The 12,975-nt window shown below is 56.0% G+C and carries 6 protein-coding genes; 4 read left to right on the top strand and 2 right to left on the bottom strand.

Annotated features, from left to right (window positions below; genetic code table 11):
- Positions 1-308 precede the first annotated feature (308 nt).
- The 4 genes from ABD971_RS34200 (at position 309) to ABD971_RS34185 (ending at position 7,499) form a co-directional block, all read left to right on the top strand.
- On the top strand, positions 309-4,064 hold the full coding sequence (locus tag ABD971_RS34200; protein ID WP_339936548.1) for a serine/threonine-protein kinase: 3,756 nt from the start codon (positions 309-311) through the stop codon (positions 4,062-4,064).
- 310 nt (positions 4,065-4,374) lie between these two features.
- Positions 4,375-5,421, top strand: a complete 1,047-nt coding sequence (locus ABD971_RS34195) for a glycosyltransferase family 9 protein (protein WP_345328250.1) — start codon at positions 4,375-4,377, stop codon at positions 5,419-5,421.
- Between the two features lie 48 nt (positions 5,422-5,469).
- On the top strand, positions 5,470-6,345 hold the full coding sequence (locus tag ABD971_RS34190) for an EamA/RhaT family transporter (protein ID WP_345328248.1): 876 nt from the start codon (positions 5,470-5,472) through the stop codon (positions 6,343-6,345).
- A gap of 104 nt (positions 6,346-6,449) precedes the next feature.
- Positions 6,450-7,499 carry a DUF6807 domain-containing protein gene (locus ABD971_RS34185; RefSeq protein WP_345328245.1) on the top strand — a complete coding sequence of 350 codons (1,050 nt, stop codon included), beginning with the start codon at positions 6,450-6,452 and terminating at the stop codon, positions 7,497-7,499.
- A gap of 224 nt (positions 7,500-7,723) precedes the next feature.
- Here ABD971_RS34185 and ABD971_RS34180 read toward each other — a convergent pair whose 3' ends face one another.
- Positions 7,724-8,557: an HAD-IIA family hydrolase gene (locus ABD971_RS34180; protein ID WP_339936636.1), complete on the bottom strand. Its 834-nt coding sequence runs from the start codon at positions 8,555-8,557 to the stop codon at positions 7,724-7,726.
- Between the two features lie 382 nt (positions 8,558-8,939).
- A complete protein-coding gene (locus tag ABD971_RS34175) occupies positions 8,940-12,713 on the bottom strand; it encodes an efflux RND transporter permease subunit (RefSeq protein WP_345328243.1) in 3,774 nt (1,257 codons plus the stop codon).
- Positions 12,714-12,975 lie beyond the last annotated feature (262 nt).

Raw genomic sequence — 12,975 nt, 5'->3', positions numbered from 1 at the left:
ACCAAGGATGGCAACAAATCACAGCGTTGCAACGCGTTCAGCCTGCGAATCTATGGATTTCACTGAAACCACACGGACCTCACCGCATTCTCCTTAGCGAATGCGCGCCATAGGTGCACACGCGATATGGGGAGCTGGTCGATCAGTTAGGGGGGGCATTTTGATTTGCTGGCGTTTCGTTCTTACAACTCAATGCGTCGGTTGGCTTTTTTGACCTGCTCTTTTCGGGCAGATGATCTATACTCTGTTGCTTTGCAGCATGAGTTAACTGCGGTCGACGTTCGAGTTTGACAGGGGTAACAGGTTCAATGGCAAGACTACGCGACAATGAAGAGCACTTCCCGACCGACCCTTCCTCGGACACCAAGATTCGTGGGCAAGAAGACCGAGAAACGCATCTTCCCGACGCCTCGAGTGATCGGATTGCGCCCCCATGGAAGCCGGGCGACCAACTCGGGCACTTTATGCTGCACCATCTGCTTGGCAAGGGCAGCAGTGGATACGTCTATCGCGCGCGTGACGAAAGCACGGGTCGACTCTGCGCATTGAAACTACTGTTGCCTGCCAAATGTGAAAACCTAGTCCGCAACAAGCTCGGTTTTCGCCGCATGATCCCGTTGCGGCACCCCGGTCTGATCCACCTCGACCGAATCCATTACATCGATGACCACATCGCGTTTTCGATGGAAGAAGTCAAAGGCAAAACGTTTTCGCTGGGGGTCTGGGATCTTGGTAAACAAGATCCCGATGGAGGCTATAAACAACTGCTGACGTTGGTGCGTCAATACGCATCGGCGTTGGCGTTAATGCACTCACGCGGATTGGTACATCGGGACATCAAGCCTCAAAATTTGATGATCGATCATACGGGTCACGGTCGGCTGATTGATTACGGGCTGGTCGGAACGATCGATTTTGATAGCGATCCCAACGGCTATCGCGACTATCTCGTCGGCCCACCGCACTTCTTTGCGCCCGAAAGTTTGTGGGATCAATACTATTTGCCCGCCAGCGACATCTTTAGTTTAGGGTTGGTTTTGCTGGACGCCCTTCGCATCTTGGATCGCACGGTCGATCATGTGCATTTGTCGATTGAACGCTCGCAAGACAATCGGCGTGATGACGAAGAGATGATCAGCGAAGCGGTAGAGGATCTGTCCTCGGATGTCCCCAGCGTGTTACGTGAAGCTTGTGCCGAGATGCTGCAGAGCGATCCAGTCGATCGCCCCACCGCATCGGCACTATCACGACTTGGGTCGGCCGAGTCGCCTTGTTGCCTCTGGATCGACACTCCCATCGTGGGACGTGATGTTGAACTCGAGCAGTGCTGTGACTGGATCGATGAGATTTTCAGTGGCGGGGTGGGACGGTTACACATCGAAGGGCCGTCGGGAATCGGCAAGAGCCGCTTTGTGGACGAACTTGCACAATACATTCACCTGAAACGCTGGGGGCAGCTATTTCGAGCGAAATGTCGCTCCGGCGAAGACCTTCCGATGTTAGCGTTCGATGAAATCTGTGATGCGATCGCCACGCGTTACATGAAAAACGATCGCGACATCATGGAACTTGATCCCGCCAGCACGGAGTTTTTGCATGAAGCATTTCCGGTCTTGAAGAGCGTCGTGAAAGCGAGCACCTCGGTCGATCCAGACCGAAAAAGTTTTAAGCGTCTCGATGCGATCGAAGCGGGGGTGCGTCTAAGCGAAGCCTTGCGATTGGTCGGTCCGTTGATTCTGATCATTGACGACGTCCAGTGGGCCGATCGCGATAGTGTAAATGTGCTGGACCGCTTGCAAGCGGTCAGCGGAGGCATGCTGGGCATCATCACGGTCTCGCGTCCCGACGGGGATCACCAAGCATCACCTCCACAACACAAAATACAGCTCGACCGTTTGACCGAGGCCGCCTCGCAAGAATTGCTCATTGGAGCAGCCCGTCGTTGGTCGGCCCGCTTGAATTTCACCGCCATTGAAGAACTTGTCCAAGCGGCGCAGGGAAACCCACTGCGTCTGATCGACTTTATCGAAGAACTTCGCCCCGGTGGCGTGCTTCACCATACCGTCAGCGGCGAGGAAACCGATTCCGGAGCCCGCGTGGTCACTCGCACCGGCCAACTGTGGCCGATGCGTGTAGCACGACTCAGTGACGATGCCAAAACCGCATTATCGTACATTGTCACCGCAGGGCATTTGGTGTCCGCAGAACAGTTGAGCGAATTGACCGGCTTGGGCGAATCAATTGATGCCGTGCTTTCGGAATTGGTCCAACAGCGGTTGGTTCGCGATGACGTTACCGGTGGCGAATGCATCTCGATTTTTCACGACAGCATTGCAGAGAACTTGGCGACCACGCTGAGCGATTCTCAGAAACGCGAGTGTCATGCCGCGTGGGCTCGATTGCTTTCCCGCCTCGACTCGGGGGGCAAATTGGCGGCTCGCATCGCACGTCATTTCTTCGAGGCAGATGAACCCAACCGTGCCGTTTCGTACGCGATCCTGGCTGCCGAAAACGCCGAACGCTATCACGCCAAAACCGAAGCCGCTCGCTGGCACGCCAAAGTGATCGACCACGTCAGTGGTCCCGAACGCATTGAGCATATTCGGATCACGGCGGAAACGTTTGTCGAAGCCGACCGCCCCGTGGACGCGGCACATTACTTTCAGCTTCTCGCATCAGAGCTGAATGATGAAGAAAGCGTCAACTATCAGCTAAAAGCCACTACGTTGCTGATTCGCTGTGGCTATTTCAATGAAGTGCGTGAACAATTGCAACGATTGACTCGCCTGCTGAACGTGCCCTCCGCCAAACCACGCTGGATGAGCAGAATCAACATTTTGCGTCTGCTGGCAAATTGTGTCTGCACGAACATTCGGTTCTCACGCAAACAAGGCGGCGTGTCCCCCGAGAACGTGACAGTAAGAAACCGGCAACGACTTGAACTCTGCTTGTCGGTTGCCCGCCCGTTGTCGATGTACGACAACCTGCACGCGGCGGAATTGAACATCACCGCAGCAAACTTGGCGGTACGCTACGGTAGTGAAGCGGACCGAATCCTGGTCGAAGTCGGCGCCGCCGTCTTCGGTTCTTACAACCATGGGTCCAAACGAATCCGCAGCGAATTGGCGCTGCAAGATCTGTTGCCACGGGCGATCGCCACCGAGAATTCCAAAATGATCGGTGATGTGTGGGCAGGCATTGCGTTTTCGCAAGCGTTGGCGATGCGTTGGAACAGTGTGGCAGCGTCCTTTGATGCCTGCGTGCACCACTATAGTGCATCGAGTGAACCATTGACGCTGGAAGTATGCCACCTTCGCTCAGCCTACTTGATGGCTCATTGGCACGTTGGTCGATGGACTGCGATGATGAAGACATGTGATCAAATGCTGGACGATTTCAAGCAGCGAAACGATCAATTTCAATGGATCATCGCAAGCTCAGGTTGCGGAGCTTCTACCTGGCTGATGCGAGATCGAGTGATCGACAGCGAACAAGTGCGGGCAAAGAATGCAGAGAGTTTGGCTGCTTGTGGTGGCACGCAAATGCTTAACTTCCTCGAATGGACGGCCCACGTCCATCTTGATCTCTACAAGGGGCACTATGACCAAGCGTGGCAACGGATCGAGCAACTACGCAGTTCGAAAACCAATTTGTCGGCGTTGATGCTGCAATGCAATCGCGTGATGGTCGAGCAATTTGTTGCCTTGACCGCGCTGCATCAACTGAAAAAGGATCCTGCCGGCCCCTGGGTCAAATCGATTGAAACGGCAATCCGACGCTTGCATCGCGAGCAAGGTGCGTTTGCGAAGACGGTCGCCTATTTCTATGAAGGCTTGCTGCTGCAATTGACTGCCACCTCGACGTCCGACTTTGCCGACGCGAGAAAGCAGTTGGTGATCGCTTGGGAAATGAGCAAGGAACAACGGCTTCGCCCCTATCAATTGGCAGCCGAAGACATGATCGCCACGATCGACGATGGCGAGTCCTCGGGGCGTTTGATAGCGAGAATGGAACGACATGGTATCGTGGATCCGCTGCGGTTCTCGCGACTCTATACGATTTGATCGCATTGCCAGGGGGAGGCGGCTTTTCGCCCTCCTTCGCTTCGCCGCTGGTTTGTGCCCCCTTAGCCACCGAGCGGCCGTTTCGTGGTGAATCTGCCGTTGTTTTTCTTCTCAGAATGTCGATATTCACTCGGCGCCGCCGATGGCCAGCCACGTTGGCTAGTTTGCTAGCGTTTAGATTTGCTAACGCTCAGATTTGCTAGCGTTCATAGGTTTGGGATCTTGACTGATCGCTCTGGCATCGCCCGCGTTCGGCCGTTTAGAATCACCCAATAGGACGCCCCAATTTTTCGTGCGAAGGATCGCCGTGATGTCCAATATAAAGATCAAGCAGCGAGGTGGACCTCGAATTCTCATCTCTCGTCTCAGTGCGATCGGCGATGCGATTTTAACGCTTCCCGTCGCCTGTGCGTTGCGAGCCGAATTCCCCGATGCCTATTTAGGCTGGGTGGTCGAACGAAAAGCAGCGCCGATGGTGCGGGGACATCGAGCCCTCGATGCGGTGATTCAACTTGACCGCAAATGGTTCATTTCCCCGTCGGGAATCCAGACTGCCCGTTCTCTTTTGCGTCCGCATCAATTTGACATTTCGATTGACTGCCAAGGCAACACCAAGTCGGCATTGGCCGGATGGGTATCCGGAGCGCACCAGCGGATTGGATTTGCAGGAAAACATGGTGGCGAGCTCAGTCGGCTGTTGAACAATGTTCGTGTGGCACCGGCGTTTCGCCACGTGACGGATCGATCGCTTGAACTGCTGTCGCCACTCGGGCTGCATTCTCCGTCGGTTCAATGGGATTTGCCCGTATCGGATGCGTCGGTCGTTTGGGCCTCGCGATGGCGACGTACGATCGCCAGCCCACGGTTGGCCGTGCTGAACCCAGGAGGGACGTGGCAATCGAAACTTTGGGAAGCGGCTCGCTTTGCTAAAACCGCCCGCTATCTAAAACAGAAATTTGGCTATCAATCCGCGGTCGTGTGGGGCACCAGCGACGAACGAGTGATGGCCGACGAGATCGTGGCAAAATCGGGCGGCGCTGCGGTGTTGGCGCCTCATACCGACCTCCACCATCTTGCCGCGCTGATCAGTCACGCCGACCTCTTCATTAGCGGTGACACCGGTCCGCTGCACATCGCTGTCGCGGTTGGCACCCCCACCATCGGGCTCTACGGTGCGACACGCCCAGGTGACTCGGGCCCCTACGGCCAAGTCGCGATTCAAAAGGCGTACGAACGCGGATCGCGACGACATCGACGAAACGCAGATAACTCGGCGATGCGAGCGATCACCGTCGCCGACGTTTGTGTTGCGATTGATGAAGTGCACACCAAACAGATGCTTCTGCAGGCTGCCTGAAGACGCACGGTTCTCGGCTGCGGCGGCGACGTGTAGGCTGTGCGCACGATGCATCTGTTACTTCCCCTGCTAGCCAGCGTTCTGTACGTCTGTGGTTTGATCTTTGTCAAACGATCAGGTGCCGCTGGTGCTGGCCAAATTACGATCGTTTTCGTTTCGAACCTGTTCTCGGCGATCGCCTTTTCGTCGCTATGGGTACTCGGGGGCACCACGCTTGATTGGACCATGTTTTGGCAGCCCGCGGTGATTGCGTGGCTGTTTATCCAAGGACTCGCGTTCACATTTTTGGCGATTGGTCGCGGTGATGTTTCGATTGCGGCCCCGATCTTCGGAATCAAAGTCGTGTTTGTCGCCTTGCTTTTGACGTTTGTCGGCGGCGAACAATTGCCCCGATCGGTGTGGTATGCCGCTGCATTAGCGGCCACAGGGATTGCATTGATCCAGTGGACCGGACGAAGCCACCCCCACGACGTGGTAATGACCATCGTATTTGCGCTTTCGGCTGCGTTTTCTTACGCGGCGTTTGATTGTTTAGTCCAACTTTGGGCACCTGCCTGGGGTGCGGGCCGCTTTCTACCGATTGTCTTTTGGATGGTCGGGGCTGCCTCGCTTTGCCTCGCTCCCTGGGTCCAGTGGTCCAAGTTCAAAGACGCCACCATCCGTGCCAATCTGTTGCCTGGGGCAACGTTTGTGGCACTGCAAGCGGTTAGCATCACCGTTGCCGTTGCCATATTCCACGACGCCGCGCGGATCAACGTGGTCTATGCAATGCGGGGCCTGTGGGGCGTCGCGTTGGCCTGGGCCGCAGCAAAAATCTGGGGCGGTGCCGAGGCCGACCATGGCCACCAAACGATGATCACGCGTTTGCTCGGCGCCAGCCTGCTAACGGTCGCTGTCATCCTGGTCATTTTCTCGCGGACTTGAGACGATCCCTTGCTCGGCCCCCGCTCGCATGGCGGCTTCGCTCTATAATAGCCGACGTTCTGGACCTCCCTGATTCCCTCCCCGCCTGACGCCGAGCTTCCTGCATGCCAACTCACAACCGAATCGTTATTGGCTTACTGCCCCTGTTCAGTCTTTTTGTGATGGACCGGGCATCCGTGTTCGCCCAATCCGAAACGGCCGCGATTGTAACGTGCACCGAAACCCCCGACTCCATTAAGGTCACGGTGCGAGGCAAACCGGTGCTGACGTACAACAAAGCGTTCCAAGAACCACCGCAAGGCATGGACCCAATCTACCGACGCAGCGGCTACATCCATCCGCTGTACACCCCAAGCGGACGTATGGTCACGGGCGACTTTGCACCGGACCATGCTCATCAACACGCGTTGTTCGGCGCATTTGTTAACACGACCTTCCAAGGCAAACGAGTCGACTTTTGGAACCAGCACAAACGAACCGGCAACGTGTCGCATCATAAGGTGATCGAGGTCAACAGTGGTGACCAAGTGGGATCATTCACCGTCGAATTGCGACACGAAGCGTTCACCACGCCGGATCCGCCCACGCCGGTGCTGAAAGAACAATGGACCGTCCAGGTGCATGCCACGACCGACCCCGGATTTGTCGTCGACATCCACTCCACCATCACTTGCGTTGCCGATTCGCTGCTGACGATCAATCCGTACCACTACGGCGGAATGGCATTTCGCGGTAACAATGAATGGGTCACCGTCGAAAGCGAAAAAGCGATCAACGCCTATCTCAAAGCGAGAGACGCAGGACAGCAACTTGCGGAACCTGACATGGACGTTGCTCGACATCAATTTTTAACGAGCGAGGGCGAACGCCGATTTGACGGCAACGGATCGCATGTGAAGTGGGTGGATTTGTTTGGACGTGTCGACGGAGAGCAATGTGGTATCGCGATGCTCAGCCACAGTAAAAACTTTCGCTTCCCTCAAGCGGTTCGCTTACACCCCAGCAAACCTTATTTCTGTTTCGCTCCGATGGTCGATGGCGAGTTCACTCTCGAACCAAACGAGACGTACGTCTCTGATTATCGCTACATCGCTCACGACGATCCACCGGATACGGCAGCGATTGAACAAGCTTGGCTCGAATTCACCAAGTAAAGAATTCGGAATGACCGACGAGAGATTCGTCAGCGGCAATCCGCTCACCCGATGAGGGCAATCGATCAATGATCGGCCGCAGACTAGGTGCGTTTCGTATGACGCACCTAGCCCTACGGCTTTTCATCAACCATAAAATTGACTCGACGCTTGGCGGACATTTCTGTCGGGACGAGTGTCTTGGGCGGGATTAGGATTGGGGCCAAGCGGTCGCCGTCATCGGCTTAGGTGGTCGCTAGACGCATCTCTTCCCATTCATTCACAGCTGGCATCAAATCTTCGCCGGCTGCGGCCAAACCAAATTTCTCTCGCAGATTGACTTCCGGCGAAGCCAAATCCGCGACCGAGTCGATGATCGAATCGGGGCTGAAGGCGTAGTTGACCAAATCATCAAACTGGGTTCCGCCGGACAGTGCCAGCACCGTTTGATATCCCATCTGCACGCCACCAAAAATATCCGTTTCCATGGTATCGCCAATCACCACGGTCTCGGACGTCGCGAGTCCCAACTGCTTGCGTGCCGCACGCATCATTACAGGACTCGGTTTACCAACGCTTGCCGCTTTCTTTCCCGTCGCTGTTTCGAGAAAGGCAACAACCGCACCACAACCGGGGCGAGTTCCGCCGGCGGTAGGACAGTTCGGATCGATGTTGGTGGCGACGAGCTTCGCCCCAGCAAGGATCATACGCGTTGCCGCTTCCAACGACTCGGCAGTCACCGTACGGCCTTCGCCGACGACGACATAATCGGGATCGCTATCGACAATCGAGTAACCGTTTTGGTGCAGAGCCTGCAGCAGGCCCCCTTCGCCAATCACGTATGCGGTCCCGTTAGGTTTCTGCTTTGAGAGAAACCTAGCCGTTGCCATTGCACAGGTGAAGATATGTTCTTCGCCAACATTGATCCCCATACGCTTCAGCTTCATCGCCACGTCGCGGCGTGTTCGCTGACTGTTGTTGGTCAGGAACAAGAAAGGATGGTCCTCTCTTTTAAGTCGATCAATGAAGACATCTGCGCCGGGAATCAGCTGACTCCCTTTGTAGATGACACCATCCATGTCGATCAAAAATCCAAGTTTATCCGTCACGTTCACTATCTCCGGGGGTTCGAAATACAAATCGACTTCACGGACAACGCAACAACTGTTCCCATTCGCACAGCCCCGCGCCCGCTTGGATCCGATTTTGAACCGCCGATTGGTGATCTTGAAACGGCCGGACCGATTGCCTCCCTTAAGCTCTGCTTTGGGTTAAATAGATCCGTGACGAATGGAAAGATAAATTCTTAGTGAAAGCAAGCATTTCAACTGAGCGCGAGCAAGGACTGCTGCAAACGATAGCAGTCTCGATTGCCGCGAGCAAAGAAGCGCTCAGGAAACAGGCAACCACCCGATCAGAGTAGCGGCCTGCAAACTTCGCCATTGCCCGCCATTCCGTCGACTATTTCCGCTTCATGCGATGGGGTCGATCGATCCGATCTGGGGGGAAATGGACTTTCAAGCGTGGCAAGTCCTCGTATTCGCTGGCCGCATCAGGTTGCGATTGCGGTTCGATAGCAGGAGCCATCTGTGGTGGGCTCGTCGCCTCCGCCGTCGCCGCAGCGTTCGCCGCTTGGCTCGGATCGGTCGTCGTCCGCGGTTTAAACCAGCGTCCTAAAGGCCCCGCCAAAAGAGCGGGCAGCAGAATCAGGTCTCCCACCAATGCGGTGGCCAACATCAACAGCATCAGCGTTCCAAAACGCTGCGTTGGCGTGAACGTCGAAAGTGCAAAGACAAACAGTCCGAGTCCTCCGACCACAGTGGTTTGCGTCATCGCGGGGCCGACGCGGCGATACGTCTCGATTACCGCTTCGACGCGGGTCATCCCTCGATCGAGATTGGTGCGGAACCACGACAAAAAGTGAATCGTATCGTCCACTGCAACTCCCATTGCCACCGAAGCGGTCATCATCGTGCCAATATCAATTGCGACGTCCAAGTGACACATCACGCCAAAGACAAGCAGGACGGGGAACACGTTGGGAATCATCGCGACCGCACCGGCCATCACCCCGTTGGCTAAATTCGATGGGCTCGCCCAAGACCACGGCAATCGACCGGGGTTCAGCAGCATCGCCATCACAATTGCAATCAGCACAAAGGCAAGAGCAATCGATTCGAGCAAGCTATACAGCAACGTCCGCTGAGCCTTGTAGACGACGGGAATCACACCGGTGTAGATCGTTTGTAGCGAACCAGAACCCTCGACGTTGGGGAACCGATCCGGCGTCAACGCGGCTTGCACCGGCTTGGATGCCACTTCGTTTGCGTCGATCCAGCGCGTCGCGGATTCACGTAGCGTGGGGTCGCTTGGCTCGTCGCCCACCCACATCACCGCACTGGCGGCAGCAACCATTTGGTTCCATTTCTCGCTGCCGATCTCGAGTTTGGAATCGGCGGCGTTGGGATCGACCCAACCGACACGAATTCTCTCGTTCGCCAACAATTCTTTTAACGTCGAGAGATAGATGCTTCGTGTATCAATCGTCTCGGGATCAATCAGCAGTTTTGCGGTGTCAAGCGATTCGGGGCGTTCATGCCCGACCAGCACGACGACATCTTTGCCAGACAATTTCCGAGGTTCGCCATCGGCATCACGCTTGAGCGACGTCAACAACACTTCTCGCGTATCGTAGGCCCGCATTACCGGTTCCACCGCTGTCCGCAGCGTGCTGATGAAGCGACCATAGTCGACGTCCGACAATGCACCGACTCGCAAGCTGATTCGCCACAATTCGCTGCCGGCAAACGGACCCTCTTTTTCAATCCGCACATAATCGCTTTGCAGCAATTGGTCACGCGACTCGAGCAACTTGCGATTGACGATCGATCGACGCGGGTCGTAGGAATTGCTGGGCGGCGGAAGCGGGGGCAAGAACGTATCGGCGCTCATTGTTTGGCCGACGACGTCCATTCCGGTTTCACCGAGCGTTCGCCGCACCACTTGACTGACTCGGGCAACCATCTCGGCACGCTCGAGCATGTTGAGCGGATGGGGTTCCGTCGTGGAATTTTCCGTAGCTGGTTTTGCCGGTCCGTTCTGCACAAGATCGGATTCGGCCAGCGACGAATTCGGCACTCGCACGATCATTTCCATCGGGACCAATTTGCCAAAATGGTCTTCTAACCAAGCATAGTCACGAATGATCCGCGATTCGGAATCAAACAACTTCAACAGCTGCACCGATGTTTTGATGTGTCTCAGCCCCATCGCGCCGACAAACAACACCGTCAAACAGGCGATGCTGACCAACGCATGATGCGACGTGACCCAGCGCCCCACCGACGCCCACCACTCGGCAAAGTAACCTTCCGGGGCATCGTCGTGAGGGCTGCCGTTTGACTTCGACGCCGGATTGGTCGCCTGTTTGGCCGCCGCTTTTTCTTTGGCGTCGCGGGCTAGGTCCGAAGCTGGCGAAAACGTTTGCAGCGCGGCGGGCAAATAAGAGAACAAGATGCCCAGCGTGACCATCACCCCAATCGCCGAATACAAACCAAAGTTGCTGATCGGAGCCAAGTTGCTGGTAAACAGCGATGCCAATCCGATCGCGGTCGTAAACGAAGCGAGCGTACAAGGCAAAATCGCATGCCGCAGCGCTCGCCCGGCCGCTCCGACTTCGCCGCCGGCGCGGACCTCGTCACGATAATAATTGACCACATGGATCGCGCCCGAAAGCCCCAGCACATAAACCAACGAAGGCATGCTCATCAAAATCGCATCGACCTTGCCGCCGGTCCACCACACCATCGCCATGCTGAGCATCGCGGCGCTGCCACCGACAACGAACACCATCGTGGTGATCTTGATGCTGCGGAAACAGATGTACGACAATACGATCCCGATCACCAGGCTGTAGCCGAGCAAACGGATCAACGTGACCGTTCCTTCTTCGTCGATCGCGACGTTGTCCACCGGCGGTCCGCCCAAACGCAAAGGCGGCATTCCCGCGACCGTTTCCGCGGGCTGGCGATTAAACGGCGGAGGTGCAGTCGATGGCGGCGGAGCAGGACGAACCCCCGAATCTTCGGCCAATTGCAACAATCGACCGCGAGGCCCCCCAGCGACTCCGCGTCCTAAAACGTAGGGCAAGTTGTCTTTGGCAATATCGGTTAAGGTCACCACCACACAGGTCAATCGCGGTGGGGGGGTAACGTCGACCGAATCATAGATGGCGTACCAGACGTAGTCCTGCTCCTCCGTCGAGGCGGCTCGCAATTGGTCGAGCGATCCGTCAAAACGGTCTGCTAGGATTCGTTCAAAGCTCTGCTTAACCCGCTCGTCAAAATCCTCAGGCAACTCATCTCGCCGAGACGCGGGAATTTCGTTGCGAAACGATTCAATCTTCCAATCAAATTCGTAAGGCACCGCGTTCGCGAATAACGTCCCCGTCAATCGCTCCAGTGCCAATCGCCGAGCCACGGTGGCACGCATCGATTCATCGGTCAAATCGATCGGCCAAAGCGCTCCGCCCTCTGCGGACAATTCATCCGCAATCGAATCCCCGGTTTCAACTGTATGAAACATCGGCGCACAAATCAGCGAGGGATCATTGTAAAACGGATTGGTCGCTTGATCGTCCGTCGCTTCGCCAAAGGCAGTGATAAACGTGCCTTCAAGCGCGTAGTTACCGGTCGCCCGTTTGATCGTACGGATCAACGCCGCCGGTCCGGTCATCGCCTCTTCCCAGCGATACAATTTGCCATCCGGGGTGATGTAGTACCAATCCCCTGATGCCGAGCGGACCCATTTCTCCTGCAGGCTCCCCCAGTTGTCGTTTTTGCGGCCGGTGTTCAGCAGTCCCAGCTCTTTGCCCTTCTCGCGAGCGCGAGCGTATTCGGCGCGGACCTCGGCCGACCGACCAACGGCGGGATCATAGTCGTCGGACTCGTGACGCAGTTTTTGCTCGAGCAATTGCAAGCGTTGATCGCCGCTGGTGCATCCCGGCCATGTGGCCAACACGAAACTTTCGCCCACGAAATGGTCGGCAAACCATTCCAGCTCGGCGGTTTCCGGAAAATCACTCGGCAACCAATCTTTGACTTCGTTCTGCGTCTCACCCAAGCTCAACCGTGCCGCACGAAAAACCGATGGCAACACGAAAAAGAAGACCATCAAGATGGCCAACGCATAGGTGACCCCCAGCGGGCTGCGTCGCTCTAACAGGGGCTGTTTCATGGTGGCGTTTGCGTTGGAAATTCGGATGATGCGGAAATCTGTGAGGATGTATTGATCACGGAAGCATTCAAAGGGCGAGGGGTGCGGGGGGTGAGCATGACATCAACCGCGGTGAGATGCCCGCATTTTGCCAGAAGCACCCCATTTCCGCGAGATTTTGGCCCAACCCAACATATCCCCTTTCCTCGGCTCGTCTTATCGTGCCAATCCTCACTGCACGAATAACGCACTTAAGCTAACGATCCCAAGCCTTGGGGTCTAC

This window comes from Novipirellula rosea, assembly GCF_039541335.1.
Classification (GTDB): Bacteria; Planctomycetota; Planctomycetia; order Pirellulales; family Pirellulaceae; genus Novipirellula; species Novipirellula rosea.
The sequence above is the reverse complement of the archived record's forward strand: the minus strand, read 5'-3'. Positions and strand labels throughout refer to the sequence as shown.